Below are 15,623 nucleotides of genomic sequence, written 5' to 3' on the forward strand. Positions count from 1 at the left end.
CACGGTTCGGGGCCGGCTTTCGGCGCCCAGAGGTGAACCATCAACCGTCCTAGCACCGCAACCGGTTGACCACGCACCGCCCGGGGGACGGCCAGGGGCTGACGAAGGTCAGCCGGCGACCGTCATCACGACCCGCGCCCGGGTGGCCGGCTCGACCCACCCGTCCCGGGCCTTCAGCAGCCGCAGCATCGACCACCCGACCAGCGGCGCGGCGACGAGCACCGACAGCGGCCAGGCCTCGACCTGCGACAGGCCGGAGAAGACGAGGCTGGTGACGGTCGTGCTGGCGGCCAGCTTGGTCGAGTAGCCGACCATCGCGAGCGGCGGGGCGGGCGTCGCCCGGGCCGAGCGCAGGTCCACGGCGTACGGCGACCGCAGCGACCACCGCATCGACGCGCCGAGCACCTGCAGGATCACCACGACCCAGGTGCACAGCAGCGCCGCGAGCTCGGCGGCCGTCGGCACACCGGCGCGCAGCACGGCGAGACCGAGCGTGATGCCGGAGGCGACGAACAGGAACTCCATCAGCACCCAGGCCCGCGCGGCGAACACCGTCCCCGGCGACACGGGGAGCGACTCCCGCCAGAGCGCACCCCGCGTCTCCAGGCTCCACGCGTTGACGCCGAAGAGGAGCGCGCCGCCGGAGGCGACCAGGCCGGGGAGGATCGTGAGCTGGTTCCAGGGCAGGTCGCCGGCGAGGGAGACGAGCCCGGGCCCGACCGCGAGGACGGCGAGGCCGCGACGCATCGGCACCGCCCGCCACACCGAGGCGCGGTCGACGCGCAGCACGGCGCCGAGGTCGGAGGACGTGGTCGGGCGCGCGCGGTAGCGGCCGCTCTCGACCCGGAGCTCCTCGCGCGGCTGCAGCCGGGCCGTCAGGTGGGCCGGGACCGCGCCGAGCGCGACGGCCACCACGAAGACGCCGACGATGACGAGCACGGTGAGCAGCCAGTGCCAGCCGAAGCCCGCGTCGAGGCCCATGACCAGCCGGCGCGTGGGCAGGGCGTCGAGGACGTCGTCGAGCCGGTGCGACAGCTGCAGGGCACCGGCGGCGCCGATCCCGAGGATCGCCAGGACGCGCACCGCGGCGATGCCGTGGGCGGTCCGGCGCACGCCCTCGATCGACCAGGCGACGACCTGGCCGACCGCGGTCGCGGCCAGCACCCACAGGAAGGTGCCGATGACCATCGGGACGAAGGCAGCAGGCCCGACGGCGTACGCCGCCGACCCGATGAGCAGCCAGCACTGGAGCAGCCACGCGATGTTCAGCGGCGCCAGCAGCAGCGCGCCCAGGTGGTCGGTCGTCGGGCTGACCGGGTAGGCGACGAGCTGGTCGCGCGGCACGAGCTCACGGCCGCCGCCCGACGCGACGGCGGAGGCCAGGGTGAGCAGCTGGAAGCCGGCGAACGCGGTCGGCATCAGCAGCAGCAGGTTGAACGCGTAGCCGTCACCGGCGGCGCCGGGCAGGTAGGCCGGCACGACGGCCGCGCCCACCGTGATGACGACGAACACCGCAAGACCGACGAGGGTCCGCCGCCGGCGTACGGTGCCGGCCCGCAGGCGCAGCAGGTGGCCGACGTCCTGGACGGCCCACCACTGGCCGCGGACGAGGGAGCGCGGCTCAGTCGAGAAGGCCGCGGTAGGCACGCGCCCCCTCCTCGCCGGCCATCTCGTGCGCGGTGACGGTGGCGACGCGCGCGCCGCCGCGGAGGACGAGGACCGACGAGCAGGCCTCGATCGCGAGCTCGCGCAGGTGGGTGGAGACGAGGACGCAGGCCCCGCGGGCACGGGCGTCGTTGACGATGTCGAGGGTCGCCTCGACCCCGATCGGGTCCACGCCGTCGAACGGCTCGTCGAGCAGCAGGACCTCGGGCTCGTGGAAGGCGGCCAGCACGACCGACAGCCGACGGCCCATGCCGTGCGAGAAGCCGCTGGTCACGCGGTGCGCGACGTCGCCGAGCTCGAACCGCTCGAGCAGGTCGCGCGCCCGGTCCTCCCAGCCCACGCCGAGCCGCCGGAGCTTCGCGGACAGCTGGAGGTGTTCCCACGGGGTCGCGCGGGGGACCAGCCCGCCGACGTCGGGGCAGTAGCCGACCGAGCGCTTCGCCTCGAGCGGCTCGGCCCGTACGTCGTGCCCGGCGACGAGGACCCGGCCCTGGGTGGGCGGCACGACACCCGCGACGACGCGCATGGTGGTCGACTTGCCGGCGCCGTTCCTGCCGAGGAGGGCGGTGCTGTGGCCGGCGTACGCCACGAGGTCGACGCCGCTGACGGCCTCCACCTCGCCGAACCGCACGTGAAGGCCCTGCACGTCAACGACCGGCCGGGGGACTCGCTCGCTCACCACCTGATCCTCCCCGCTGGCCGTCCGCGGCGCCAGGGTCGCACGGCCCGATCTCCCCGCGCGAGTGTGACTAGGTGGAACTGACCGAAAGGATGAGTCCCCGCGGGCGGAGACGACGGTGGCCCCTGGAGCAGGCGCTCCAGGGGCCACAAGCCCGAACTCGAGGGGCAGAAACGCCGATCTCGACTAGGCGGGGAAGCCCTCGCCCTTCGCGGCCAGGTCCCGGAGGTACTGCGTGGGACGCAGCTGCTCGCCGTACTTGTCGGCGAGCTCGTCGGCCCGCTTGATGAAGGCGTCGAGCCCGATCGAGCCGTCGGCCGCCTCGTAGCCGGTCATGAACTGCGCGGCGCCGCCGAGCGCCGGCGGGAAGCCGATGCCGAAGACGGAGCCGATGTTCGCGTGGGCCGCCGAGGTGAGCACGCCCTCCTCGAAGCACTTCGCCGTCTCGATCGCCTCACGGACGAGCATCCGCTCGCGCGCGTCCTCGATCGGGATCTGCTGCTCGGCCACCGGGAACAGCCCGGAGAGCCCCGGCCAGATCGAGCCGCGCTTGCCGTCGACGTACTCGTAGAAGCCGGCGCCCTTGAGCTTGCTCGGACGGCCCGCGTCGATCATGGCGCCGCAGACCTGCTCGGTGACGGTGAGCTCGTCGATGCCGGCCGCCTCGCGGGTGGTCCGGCCGATCTTGACCATGAGCTCGAGGTTGAGCTCGTCGGCGATCTGGAGCGGGCCGACCGGGAAGCCGGCGGAGGTGGCGGCGCGCTCGAGGGAGTACGGCGCCAAGCCCTCCTGCAGCATCGCCAGACCCTCCTCGATCTGGGTGCCGATGACCCGCGAGGTGTAGAAGCCCCGGGCGTCGTTGACGACGATCGGCGTCTTCTTGATCGCCTGGACGACGTCGTAGGCCTTGGCCAGCGCCTCGTCGGAGGTCTCCGCGCCGCGGATGATCTCGACCAGCGGCATCTTGTCGACGGGGCTGAAGAAGTGCAGGCCGATGAAGTCGGTCGGACGGTCGATCCCCTTGGCCAGGTCGGTGATCGGCAGCGTCGACGTGTTCGAGCAGAGCAGCGCACCGGGCGCCAGGTGCGGCGCGACCTCGGCGAAGACCTTCTGCTTGAGCGCGACGTCCTCGAAGACGGCCTCGACGACGATGTCCGCACCAGCGGCGTCGGCCGGGTCGCCGGTCGCCGTGATCCGGTTGAGGATCTCGTCGGCCTTCTCCTGCGTGATCTTGCCGCGGGACACGCCCTTCTCGTTGAGACGGGCGGTGTAGGAGCGGCCCTTCTCGGCAGCCTCGGCCGACACGTCCTTGAGAACGACGTCCACGCCCGCGCGGGCCAGGACGTAGGCGATCCCCGCACCCATCATCCCGGCGCCGAGCACGACCGCCTTGGTCGGGCGGTAGGTGTCGAAGCCGTCGGGGCGGAGGGTGCCTGCGTTGATGGCACCGAGGTCGAAGAAGAACGCCTGGATCATGTTCTTCGACTGCTGGCCGGTCACGAGCGACACGAAGTAGCGCGACTCGATGCGCGTGGCGGTCTCGAAGTCGACCTGGGCGCCCTCGACGGCCGCGGCCAGGATCGCCTTCGGCGCGCGCATGTCGGCCTGCTTCAGCTGGCGGCGCAGGATCGGCGGGAACGCCGGCAGGAAGCCGGCGAGGGCCGGGGAGCTCGGCTTGCCGCCGGGCATCTTGTAGCCCGGCTTGTCCCAGGGCTGCTGGGTCTCCTCCGGGTTGGCCTTGATCCACGCCTTCGCGGCGGGGACGAGCTCGTCCTGGGTCGCGACGAGCTCGTCGACGAGACCCTTCTCCTTGGCCGCGGCGACCTTGAACCGGGTGCCCTGGCCGAGGATGTCGGTGAGGGCGGTCATGATGCCGAACATCCGGACCGTGCGGGTCACGCCACCGCCGCCGGGCAGCAGGCCGAGGGTGACCTCGGGCAAGCCGATCTCGTAGCGGCCGTCGACGGCGATGCGGTGGTTGGTCGCGAGCGCGATCTCGAGGCCGCCGCCGAGCGCGGCGCCGTTGATGGCGGCCACGACGGGCTTCGGGAAGGTCTCGAGGCGGCGCAGGGTCGCCTTGACGGCCTCGACGGTCTCGAAGATCTGGGCCGCGTCGGCCTTGGTCGCGGTGACCATGCTCTTGAGGTCGCCACCGGCGAAGAAGGTCTTCTTCGCCGAGGTCACGACGACACCGGTGACGTGGTCGGCCTCGTCGTGCAGGCGGTCGACGGCGGCCTTCATCGCGACCGTGTAGGCCTCGTTCATCGTGTTCGCCGACTGGTTCGGGTCGTCGAGCGTGAGCGTGACGATGCCGTCGGCGTCGATGTCGTACTTGACGGCGCTGTTGTCAGTCATCTGGGAGTCTTCCTTACCTGGTCCGGCGCTCAGACGAGCTCGACGATCGTGGCGATGCCCATGCCGCCGCCGACGCAGAGCGTGGCGAGGCCGCGGCGCTTCCCCTGGCGCTGGAGCTCGTCGACGAGCGTGCCCAGGATGATCGCGCCGGTGGCACCGAGAGGGTGGCCCATGGCGATGGCGCCACCGTTGACGTTGGTGACGTCGTGGCTGATGCCCATGTCCTTCATGAAGCGCATCGCGACGGCCGCGAACGCCTCGTTGATCTCCCAGAGGTCGATGTCGTCGGCGGTGAGTCCGGCCTTGGCGAGTGCCTTGCGAGCCGCCGGCGCGGGGCCGGTCAGCATGATCGTCGGGTCGGCGCCGGAGACGGCGGCCGAGATGATCTTGGCCTTCGGCGTGAGGCCGAGGTCCTGGCCGACCTGCTCGGTGCCGATGAGCATCAGCGCGGAGCCGTCGACGATGCCGGAGGAGTTGCCGGCGTGGTGGACGTGGTCGATCTTCTCGAGCCAGTGGTACTTCGACAGCGCGACGTCGTCGAAGCCGGCCTCCTGGCCGTGCTGCAGGAACGACGGCTTGAGGCCGGCGAGGCTCTCCGCGGTCGTGCCCGGGCGGATGAGCTCGTCACGGTCGAGGACGATCTGGCCGTTGATGTCGACGACCGGGACGACGGCGTCCTTGAAGTAGCCGGCCTCCCACGCCGCCGCCGCACGGCGGTGCGACTCGGCGGCGTAGGTGTCCACGTCGGTGCGGCTGAAGCCCTCCACCGTCGCGATGAGGTCGGCGCCGATGCCCTGCGGCACGAAGTCGGTCTGCAGCGCGGTCGCCGGGTCCATCGCCCAGGCGCCGCCGTCCGAGCCCATCGGCACGCGGCTCATCGACTCGACACCACCGGCCAGGATCAGGTCCTCGAAGCCGCCGCGGACGCGGGACGCCGCCTGGTTCACGGCCTCGAGGCCGGAGGCGCAGAAGCGGTTGAGCTGGACGCCCGCCGTCGTCTCGGGCAGCCCGGCCTTGAGCGCGGCCGCCTTGGCGATGTCGCCACCCTGGTCCCCGATCGGGCTGACCACGCCGAGGACGACGTCGTCGATGCGCTCGGTGTCGAGGGACGGGTTGCGCTTGCGCAGCTCGTCGATCAGGCCGACGACGAGGTCGATCGGCTTGGACTCGTGCAGCCCGCCGGTCGCCTTGCCGCGGCCGCGCGGCGTGCGCAGGTGGTCGTAGATGAATGCTTCAGCCATCAGATTTCCTGTTCGGGTGATGAGGGTTGCGGCGTCGTTGGTGTCGGTCGGGACCGGGTCAGACGGGTGACGGCAGTGAGCGCGAGATGATCTCCTTCATGATCTCGCTCGTCCCCGCGTAGATCTGTGAGACGCGGAGGTCTGCCCAGGCCCGCGCGATCGGGTACTCGTTCATGTAGCCGTACCCGCCGTGCAGCTGCAGGCACATGTCGGCGACCTTCTGGGCGCGCTCGGAGCACCAGAGCTTGACCATGGCGACGGTCGGGATGTCGAGCTGCTTGTCGAGGTGCAGCCCGATGCACTCGTCGAGGAACGAGCGCGCCACCCGGGCCTCGGTGGCGATCTCGGCCATCTTGAACTTGGTGTTCTGGAAGGCCCAGATGGGCCGGTTGAACGCGTGCCGCTCGTGCACGTAGCGCAGCGTCTCGTCGAAGCACATCTCCATGGCGGCGACGTTGGCCACCGCGACGAGCAGGCGCTCCTGCGGCAGCTGCTCCATCAGCTGGATGAAGCCCTGGCCCTCCTCCGTACCGAGGAGGTTCGTGACCGGGACGCGGACGTCCTCGTAGACCAGCTCGGCGGTGTCCTGGCCCTTCATGCCGATCTTGTCCAGCGCCTTGCCCCGCGAGAAGCCGGGGGTGTCGGTGGGCACGAGGACGAGGGAGATGCCGGCGGCCGCCTGCTCCGGGTCGGTCTTGACGACGGTGATGACGACGTCGGCCTGCTGCCCGTTGGTGATGAAGATCTTCGAGCCGTTGATGACGTACTCGTCGCCCTCGCGGATCGCCCTCGTCTTGACGTTCTGCAGGTCGGAGCCGGTGCCGGGCTCGGTCATCGCGATCGCGCCGACCGCCTCGCCGGAGGCCATCTTGGGCAGCCAGTGCTGCTTCTGCTCCTCGGTCCCGTAGGCGAGGATGTAGTGGGCGACGATGCCGTTGTGGAGGCTCACGCCCCACGAGCTGTCGGTGGCCCGGGCCTGCTCCTCGATGAGGATCGCCTCGTGCGCGAACGTGCCACCGCCGCCGCCGTACTCCTCGGGGATCGAGAGGCAGAGCAGACCGAGGTCGCCCGCCTTGTTCCACAGGTCGCGGTCCACCTGCTTGTTGGCGATGTAGGCGTCGACGTTCGGCTTGATCTCCTTCTCGCAGAACGTGCGGGCGAGATCGCGGAAGTCGTCGAGGTCTTGGTTCATCCAGGGCGAGCGACGTGGCGGCATCGGTTTCCTCCGGAAGGAACGGCGTCGGTGGACACGGGGCAGCGAGTGGTACAACCTGTACCAGGTACAAGGTGTACCACCGGGCCACGGACCACGACAAGCGAACTCCGGGTAACGTGACCCCGCTCACAGGACGGTGGAGGATGACGGAGACGAGACCACGGGGTACGACGCGACGCGCGGCGCTCGTCGCGGCCGCCGTGTCCTGCATCGAGGAGCTCGGGCCGGGGGTCGGCATGGCCCAGATCGCCGAGCGGGCAGGCGTTCCCCGCCCGCACGTCTACCGGGTGATCGCGAGCAAGGACGAGCTCGACGCCGAGGTCGGACGGCTGGCCGCCGACATGTTCGTCGAGAAGGTGCGGCCGGCGGTCGCGCAGCCGGCGACCCTGCGCGACACCGTGCACGACGCCGTCGCGGCGTCGGTCGAGTGGGCCGCGGAGCACCCGAACCTCTACCGGTTCCTCGCCGCCCGTCAGCATGCCCGCGCGGCGACCGGGCCGCGGCAGGGACGGGGCCGGTTCCTCGAGATGCTGGTCGCGTCGAGCAGCGAGTACCTCCGGCGCACCGGCGGCGACGTCGCCGCCGTGCCCACGGCCGACGGCGTCTTCGCCGGGATCATGGGCCTCATCGACGCGAGCATCATCTGGTGGCTCGACCACCAGGACGAGACGCAGCAGCAGGTCGTCGAGCGGGTCGCCCGTCAGGTGACGCTGATCCAGCAGGACCTGCTGGCCCAGCTCGGCATCAGCGCCGACGACTACTCGGTGCTGGGCCGGCTGTAGCCGCGGCCGCGGCGTCGCCGCGACCGGCCACCGCCGTTGCCCCCGGACCCACCGGACCCACCGGGGCCAGCGGCTCCAGCGGCTCCAGCGGCTCCAGCGGCGCCGTGCGCGCCGCGACCAGGCGTACGCCGACGGGCCGGCGCCGAGCCGCCCGACCGTCCCCCGCCGGACCGACCAGCGGCCGGCTGCACCGGCGTGGCGACGTACCCGCCCTCGACGAGGGTCCGCTGGCCGGGCGCGAGCCTGGCGAGGACCGGGTGACGTGGGCCGTCGATGCGGGTGACCGTCGGCTTGATGCCGGCGGCGCGGGTGAGGGCGCGGACGTCCTTGACCTGGTCGTCGAGCATGAGCGTGATGACGGTGCCGGCGGCACCGGCCCGGGCGGTCCGGCCCGAGCGGTGCAGGTAGGCCTTGTGCTCGGCCGGCGGGTCGGCGTGGACGACCAGGGCGACGTCGTCGACGTGGATGCCACGGGCGGCGATGTCGGTGGCGACGAGCGTGGTCGCCGCGCCCGAGTGGAACGCCTCCATGTTGCGGGTGCGGGCGCCCTGGGAGAGGTTGCCGTGCAGCTCGACAGCCGGCGCGCCGGCCTTGTTGAGCTGGCGGGCGAGCGCCTTGGCGCCGTGCTTGGTCCGGGCGAAGACGACGGTGCGGCCGGGGGCGGTGGCGAGGTCGACCAGCACCGGCAGGCGCTGCTCGCGGCTCAGGTGCAGCACGTGGTGGTCCATCGCGGCCACCGGCGACTGCGCGGAGTCCGCCTCGTGGGTCACCGGCTTGACCAGGAACTGCTTGACCAGCACGTCGATGCCCTGGTCGAGCGTCGCGGAGAACAGCAGCCGCTGGCCGCCGCGCGGGGTCTTCTGCAGCAGCCGGCGTACGGCGGGCAGGAAACCGAGGTCGGCCATGTGGTCGGCCTCGTCGAGGATCGTGATCTCGACCGCCGACAGGTCGGCGTGGCCCTGGCTGATGAGGTCCTCGAGCCGGCCGGGGCAGGCGAGGACGATGTCCGCGCCGTTGCGCAGGCCCTGGACCTGCGGGTTCTGGCCGACGCCGCCGAAGACCGTCTGCACGGTCAGGCCGGCCTCCTTGGCGAGCGGGTCGAGCGAGTCCTTGATCTGCGCGACCAGCTCACGGGTCGGAGCGAGGACGAGCGCGCGCGGCTTGCGCGAGGTCGCCCGAGGGCCGCCGAGCAGGCGGGCGACGAGCGGCAGCAGGAAGGCGTAGGTCTTGCCCGAGCCGGTGCGGCCGCGGCCGAGGACGTCGCGACCGGCGAGGCTGTCGGGCAGCGTGGCGGCCTGGATCGGGGTCGGGGTGGTGATGCCCTGCTGCTCGAGCAGGGTGGACAGGCGTGCGGGCACGCCCAGGTCGGTGAACGACAAGGGTTCTCAACTTCTCGCGGGATCGTCTCGCCAGAGGAAGGAACCGGCCCGGGTCGGGCGGGGTGGGCGGGCCGGGGCAAGACGGGAACGGCCTCCGCCACGGAGGAGTTTACGTGGCGGAGGCCGTTCGAGACGATTCCTCAGGCGAAGGTCAGGTGGCCGTCGCTGTAGCTCCCCGAGCCGAGCACCTTGAGATCGAGCAGGTAGTTCTGCTTCGCGGCGAAGGGCACGCTGTCGCCCTGGCGCGGCATGTGCGCCGCCCCGCGCAGCAGGTAGCCCGACTTCATGTCCATCAGCGGGCGCGATCCCGGCACCTCCGGCCGGGCCACGACGAAGCGGTTCGCGCCCCGCTTGTCCATCTCGCTGATCAGCCCGGCGAACCAGCTCGAGACCAGGTCGGCCTTCAGCGTCCACGAGGCGTTGATGTAGCCGATGGTGAAGGCGAAGTTGGGCACGCCCGAGAGGAGCGCGCCGCGGTAGGCGGTCGTCTCCGCCGGGTCGAGCGCAACTCCGTCGACGGTCACGTCGATGCCGCCGAAGATCTTGATGTTGAGGCCGGTCGCGCTGACGACGATGTCAGCGTCGAGGTGCTCGCCCGACTCGAGCGCGATCCCGGTCGGCGTGAACGTGCGGATCCGGTCGGTCGCGATGTCGGCGCGACGCTCGCGCAGCACCTTCCACAGGTCGCCGTCGGGGACGAAGCAGAGCCGCTGGTCCCACGGGTCGTACGGCGGGGTGAGGTGCCGGTCGGCGTACGCCTCGGCCTCGGCCTGCGTGAAGCCGGGGCCGCCGTCGCGGGCGGCGGTGAGCGCGGCCACCTGCTGCTTGCGGATGACCTTCTTGGTCCGCTCCGGCGCCCGCTGGGCGAACTGGTAGAGCCCCACCGCGAGCGCGATGTTCTCCCACCGGAGGATCTCGTAGTAGGAGAGGGCACGAAGCCGCTTGAACGGCAGGAGCTTGCGGAACGGCATCCGCCGCAGGCCGCGCCCGACGGGGTCGTTCCCGGGCCGGGACAGGATGTAGGACGGCGTCCGCTGCAGCATGGTGACGTGCCCGGCGCCCGACTCGGCGAGTGCCGGCACCAGGGTCACCGCCGTCGCGCCGGAGCCGACGATGACGATCCGCTTGCCGGCGTAGTCGAGGTCCTCGGGCCAGAACTGCGGGTGGAGGAACGTGCCCTCGAAGTCGTCGACGCCGGGAAACTCGGGCTGGAAGCCCTGCTCGTAGTCGTAGTAGCCGGTGCAGCTCCAGAGGTACTGCGAGGTGAGCGTGACCGGCTCGCCGTCGCACTCCGCCTGGATCGTCCAGGTGTCGGTGCCGCTGTCCCACGCGACCGACCGCACCCGGTGCCCGTAGCGGATCAGCTTGTCGACGCCCTCCTCCTGGGCCGTGGCCGCGAGGTAGTCCTTGATGAGCGGCCCGTCGGCCAGCGTCTGGGTCGACTCCCACGGCCGCCACTTGTAGGCGAACGTGAACATGTCCGAGTCCGAGCGGATGCCCGGGTAGCGGAACAGGTCCCAGGTGCCGCCGAGGTCGTCGCGCTGCTCGAGGACGACGATCGTCTTGCCGGGGTGCGCGCGGCGCAGGGTGGCGGCGGCGTCGATGCCGGACAGGCCGGCGCCGACGATGACGATGTCGGCGTGCTCGGTGCCGGCGTGCTCGGTGCCGGGCGGCGTGGTGGACGAAGAGGGCATGGGCTCAAACTACCTGCGCACCCGAGTTAGCGCGACATGTGTCTCACTTACTTTCCCTCGAGGGCGACACCGGCGTCGACGAGCGCGTCGACGTCGTCGATCCCCCACGCTGCCAGCGCCGCGCGGGTGTGCGCGCCGGGCACCGCGGCGGGCGGGGCGCCCAGCGTCGGCGCCGTACGGCTGAACCGCGGAGCGGGCGCGGGCTGGAGCACGCCCTCGTGCTCGACGAGGGTGCCGCGCGCGGACAGGTGCGGGTGCTCGGCGGCCTCGGTCAGCGTGAGGATCGGCGCCACGCAGGCGTCGGTGCCCTCGAAGGTCTCCGCCCACTCCGCCATCGTGCGCGTCGCGAAGGTGGCCGAGAGCGTCTCGCGCATCTCGGCGAACCGGGCGAGGTCGTACTGCCCAGGCATCTCCCGCTCACCGAGGTAGGGCGCCAGCCGGGTGCAGAACTCGGCGTAGAACTTGCTCTCCAGCGGGCCGACAGCCACGTGCCGGCCGTCGGAGGTGCCGTAGACGTCGTAGAACGGGATGCCGCCGTCGAGCATCCCGCTGACCCGCCGGCCCGGCTGGTGCGCGCCGGCGGCGACCTGCCCGTAGAACATCGTCTGCAGGTGGGCGGCGCCGTCGACGATCGCCGCGTCGACGACCTGGCCCTTCCCGCTGACGCGCGCCTCGAGGAGCGCCGCCAGGATCCCGATGACGAGGTACGTCGACCCGCCGCCGAAGTCCCCGAGGAGGTTCATCGGGAAGTGCGGACGCGCGGGGTCCTGCCCGAGCCCGAAGAGGGCGCCGGCGGTGGCGATGTAGGTGAGGTCGTGGCCGGCGGCCTCGGCGAGCGGGCCGGTCTGCCCCCAGCCGGTCATCCGCGCGTAGACGAGGCGCGGGTTGCGGGCCAGGCAGTCGTCGGGCCCGAGACCGAGCCGCTCGGTGACGCCGGGGCGCATGCCCTCGACGAGGACGTCGGCGCTCTCCACCAGGCGCAGCACGGTCTCGACCGCCTCCGGGCGCTTGAGGTCGAGCGCGACGCTGGGTCGCCCGCGGGTGGTCAGGTCGTGGGGCCCGCCGCCCAGACCACCGCCGCCCGGACGCTCGACACGGATCACGTCGGCACCGAGGTCGGCGAGGATCTGGCACCCGTGCGGGCCGGGGCCGATGCCCGCGATCTCGACGACCTTGACGCCCTGGAGCGGTCCTGTCCCCTGTCCGAGCTGCATGCCGGCGATCATGGCAGAGCGGCTCGGACACGCGACGTGGGCCGGCTCACCCTCCTATGATCCGGGCGTGGAGGTCGGCGTCCTCGGCCCCGTGGAGGCCCGACTCGGCGACCAGCCTCTCGAACTGGGCACACCCAAGCAGCGCGCGGTGCTCGCCGCGCTGGCGCTCGAGCGCGGCCGGCCGGTGTCGGTCGACACGATCGTCGACCTGCTCTGGGGGCAGCGTCCGCCGCCGGGCGTCACGGGGACGCTGCAGGCCTACGTCTCCGGGCTGCGCCGGGTGCTCGAGCCCCGGCGCGAGCGCCGGGCCCCGGCGACGGTACTGGTGACGGTCGCCCCGGGCTACGCGCTGCGGGTCGGCGAGGAGACGCTCGACGTGGCTCGCTTCGAGCGGATCGTCACCGCCGAGGACCGCCGGCTGCAGGACCTCGGCACGCTGTCCGGCACCGACCTCACCTCGGCCGTGGAGCGGCTCGACCAGGCCCTCGCCCTGTGGCGTGGGACGCCGTACGCCGAGCTCGACGACGCTCCGACGGCCGTCGCGGAGCGCACCAGGCTCGAGGAGCTGCGGCTGGCCGCCCTCGAGCACCGGGTCGCCGTCTCGCTCGCGCTCGGCCGCCACGCGACGCTGACCGGCGAGCTGGAGGCGCTCACGGCGACGTACCCCCTCCGCGAGCGGCTCTGGGCCATGCGGGCCGTCGCCCTCTTTCGCTCGGGCCGGCAGGCCGAGGCGCTCGACGCGATCGCCACCCTCCGGCGGCTGCTCGACGAGGAGCTCGGCCTCGAACCGTCCCGTGACGTGCGCGACCTGCAGACGGCGCTGCTGCGGCAGGACGACTCGCTGCTGTGGAAGCCACCCGCCCCGGGGCGGGTCGAGGTCGGGCCGGCGCGGAGCGAGCCGGTGCCGCCCGCGGACGCGCCGACATCTGCGGCCTCCGGGTTCTCCGCCCCGTGGCGCATCGTCGGCCGCGACGGCGAGCTCGAGACGCTGACCGCGGCCCTGACGGCAGCGACCGGGGGCGTCCCGAGCTTCGCCGTGCTCACCGGCGACGCCGGCATCGGCAAGACCCGGCTCGCCGGCGAGCTCGTCGAGCGGGCCCGCGCGCTGGGCGCGCGGGTGCTCACCGGCCGCGGGTCGCAGGTCGACGGCGCGCCCCCGCTGTGGCCGTGGACGACGGTGCTGGAGGGGCTCGGCGAACCGCTGCCCGAGATCGACGTACGCGACGACGACGGCAGCCAATTCCGCGCCTGGGAGCAGATCGCCCGCTGCGTACGTCGGGCCGCGACCGCCCGGCCGACGGTGCTCTGGCTCGACGACCTGCACTGGGCCGACTCCTCCAGCCTCCGGGTGCTGCGGCTGCTCGTCGAGACCGCCGAGGCCGAGCGGCTGCTGCTGCTCGCCACCTGGCGTCCACAGCCGGAGGCGAGCCCGGCGCTCGCCGACCTGGCCGAGGCGCTCGCCCGCCGGCACGCGACCCGCCTGGAGCTCGCCGGACTCGGGGCCGAGGACTCGGCGGAGGTCTTCGCCGAGGTGGGCGGTGGTGTGCCGTCGCCGGCGCAGGCCGAGGCGATCCGGGCGCGGACGTCCGGAAACCCGTTCTTCCTGGTGGAGTACGCCCGGCTGGCCGGCGCCCGCGGCGACATCGACCGGCTGCTGGAGGAGAGCCCGCCGACCGCCGTGCAGGAGGTGATCGCCCGGCGGATGGCGCGGCTGCCGGCGGCCACGCTCGCCGCGCTGCGCACCGCCGCCGTCATCGGGCAGGCCTTCGACACCCCGACCCTGGCCCAGGCCACCGGCGTCGACGAGGACGACCTGCTCGACGCCCTCGACCCCGCTCAGGCGGCCGGCCTGGTCACCGAGGAGGGCGTCGGCCGCTGCGCGTTCGAGCACGCGCTCGTCCGCGACGTGCTCTACACCGGTCTCCCGGCGTCGCGTCGGGCCCGCGAGCACGCGCGGATCGCCGCCGCGATGGAGCAGGCGCGCGACCGCGAGACCGAACGGGCGATGCACTGGCTGGCCGCTGGGCCGGCGTACGCCACGAAGGCGCGGCACGCCTGCCTCGACGCTGCCCAGGTCGCCCACCGGCTCCAGGCGCGGGAGGACCGCGCGGTGCTGCTCGAGTCGGCGATCGGGCTGATGCGGACCGACCCGTCGGCGACGATCGAGGAGCGCTACGACGCGCTGATGCAGCTCGCCGACGCCTATCGCTGGCTGGTCCGCTGGAACGAGCTCGCCGCGACGGTCCTCCGGGCGGTCGACGTCGCGCGCGAGCTCGGCGACCCGGTCCGGCTCGCTCGGGCGGCGGCCAGCCTCACCGAGGGCGCGCTGTGGGAGCCGGAGTCGCACGGCGCGTTCACGCGCCCGGTGATCGACGCGCTGCGGGAGAGCCTCGACCGGCTGCCACCCGAGGACTCGCCGCTGCGGTGCCGGGTGCTCGTCGCGCTGGCGATGGAGCTCTACGCCGAGGCGGCGTACGACGAGCGCCGGAGGCTCGTCGACGAGGCCCGGGCGATGGCCTCCCGCATCGGGGACGACGACCTCCTGCTGCACACGCTCCTGGTCGCGACGCCGGCGCTCTGGAAGCCGAGCACGATGGCCGACCGGCTGGCGCTGAGCACGCAGGCGGTGGCCCTGGCGGAGCGGACCGGCAACCGGGTCGCCCTCGTCTCGGCGTCGGCGCAGCGGGCGATCGCGCTCAACGAGCTCGGCCGGCGCGCTGAGACCGACGCCGCCCGCGATGCGGTGCGCGGCCCGGCGGACGAGCTGCGCCTGCACTACCCCCGGATGGTCGTGGAGGCGCTCGGGATCCCCTGGCTCGCACTCGGCGGCCACCTCGACCAGGCGCGGGAGGTGACCGCGCTGATCACGGAGCTGGGCGACCAGGTCTCGCTGCCGGGGTCGAACGCGCTGGTCGTCGGGTGCGGCATCTCGATCCTCGTGTGGTCGGGCGAGTTCGGGCAGGCCGCCCGCACCGTGATGGAGCTGCCGAGCAGCCTGCCGGTCTCGTCGAGCGTCGCCGCCCTGCTGTGCCGCGCGGGCGAGGTCGAGGAGGCCCGCGCCTACCGCGACGCGCACCCCTTCGAGCTCGACGCGGACGACTGGTTCTCGCTGCTCAACTGGAGCCACGCGGCCGAGGCGGCCGCCTACCTCGGCGATGCCGCGCTCGGCGCGGCCATGTACGACCGGCTGCTGCCCTACGCCGGCTGCAACTCCTGCGCCGGCTCCGGCAACACCACTGGGCCGATCGACCGCTACCTCGCCCTCGCCGCGTTCGCGACGGGCGACGTGGCCGCCGCGACCGCGCACGCCCGCGAGGCCGACCGGCTCACCCGGGAGTGGCACCTGCCGGTGCTGCTGGCGCTCCTCGACGACCAGCGGCACCTGTTCGGCTTCTGAC

At 72.8% G+C, this 15,623-nt stretch carries 10 protein-coding genes; 2 read left to right on the plus strand and 8 right to left on the minus strand.

Going from position 1 to position 15,623, the window contains the following annotated elements; translation table 11 throughout:
* Window positions 1–108: 108 nt before the first annotated feature.
* The 5 genes from QDS12_RS00930 to QDS12_RS00950 all read right to left on the minus strand — a co-directional run bounded on the left by QDS12_RS00930 (window position 109) and on the right by QDS12_RS00950 (window position 7,132).
* Window positions 109–1,647 (minus strand): hypothetical protein, encoded by a 1,539-nt coding sequence (locus QDS12_RS00930; protein WP_279876325.1) that lies wholly within the window; start codon window positions 1,645–1,647, stop codon window positions 109–111.
* A complete protein-coding gene (locus tag QDS12_RS00935) occupies window positions 1,622–2,344 on the minus strand; it encodes an ABC transporter ATP-binding protein (RefSeq protein WP_279876326.1) in 723 nt (240 codons plus the stop codon). The genes QDS12_RS00930 and QDS12_RS00935 overlap by 26 nt, the downstream gene beginning before the upstream one ends.
* Before the next feature lie 186 nt (window positions 2,345–2,530).
* Window positions 2,531–4,699, minus strand: a complete 2,169-nt coding sequence (locus QDS12_RS00940; RefSeq protein WP_279876327.1) for a 3-hydroxyacyl-CoA dehydrogenase NAD-binding domain-containing protein — start codon at window positions 4,697–4,699, stop codon at window positions 2,531–2,533.
* Window positions 4,700–4,728: 29 nt separating this feature from the next.
* On the minus strand, window positions 4,729–5,940 hold the full coding sequence (locus QDS12_RS00945; protein WP_279876328.1) for an acetyl-CoA C-acetyltransferase: 1,212 nt from the start codon (window positions 5,938–5,940) through the stop codon (window positions 4,729–4,731).
* Between the two features lie 58 nt (window positions 5,941–5,998).
* A complete protein-coding gene (locus QDS12_RS00950) occupies window positions 5,999–7,132 on the minus strand; it encodes an acyl-CoA dehydrogenase family protein (protein WP_279876329.1) in 1,134 nt (377 codons plus the stop codon).
* Between the two features lie 167 nt (window positions 7,133–7,299).
* On the opposite strand from QDS12_RS00950, the gene QDS12_RS00955 reads away from it, so the two are divergent.
* Window positions 7,300–7,938: a TetR/AcrR family transcriptional regulator gene (locus QDS12_RS00955; protein WP_279876330.1), complete on the plus strand. Its 639-nt coding sequence runs from the start codon at window positions 7,300–7,302 to the stop codon at window positions 7,936–7,938.
* On the opposite strand, the gene QDS12_RS00960 is transcribed toward QDS12_RS00955, so the two are convergent.
* The 3 genes from QDS12_RS00960 to QDS12_RS00970 form a co-directional block, all read right to left on the minus strand.
* Window positions 7,914–9,317: a DEAD/DEAH box helicase gene (locus tag QDS12_RS00960; protein ID WP_279876331.1), complete on the minus strand. Its 1,404-nt coding sequence runs from the start codon at window positions 9,315–9,317 to the stop codon at window positions 7,914–7,916. The two genes, QDS12_RS00955 and QDS12_RS00960, sit on opposite strands and share 25 nt — an antisense overlap.
* A gap of 140 nt (window positions 9,318–9,457) precedes the next feature.
* Window positions 9,458–11,011: an NAD(P)/FAD-dependent oxidoreductase gene (locus tag QDS12_RS00965; RefSeq protein WP_279876332.1), complete on the minus strand. Its 1,554-nt coding sequence runs from the start codon at window positions 11,009–11,011 to the stop codon at window positions 9,458–9,460.
* Window positions 11,012–11,058: 47 nt separating this feature from the next.
* Window positions 11,059–12,225 (minus strand): CaiB/BaiF CoA-transferase family protein, encoded by a 1,167-nt coding sequence (locus QDS12_RS00970; protein ID WP_279876333.1) that lies wholly within the window; start codon window positions 12,223–12,225, stop codon window positions 11,059–11,061.
* Window positions 12,226–12,292: 67 nt separating this feature from the next.
* On the opposite strand from QDS12_RS00970, the gene QDS12_RS00975 reads away from it, so the two are divergent.
* On the plus strand, window positions 12,293–15,622 hold the full coding sequence (locus tag QDS12_RS00975; protein WP_279876334.1) for a BTAD domain-containing putative transcriptional regulator: 3,330 nt from the start codon (window positions 12,293–12,295) through the stop codon (window positions 15,620–15,622).
* Window position 15,623 lies beyond the last annotated feature (1 nt).

The sequence above is a fragment of the Nocardioides sp. CER19 genome (assembly GCF_029846275.1).
Classification (GTDB): Bacteria; Actinomycetota; Actinomycetes; order Propionibacteriales; family Nocardioidaceae; genus Nocardioides.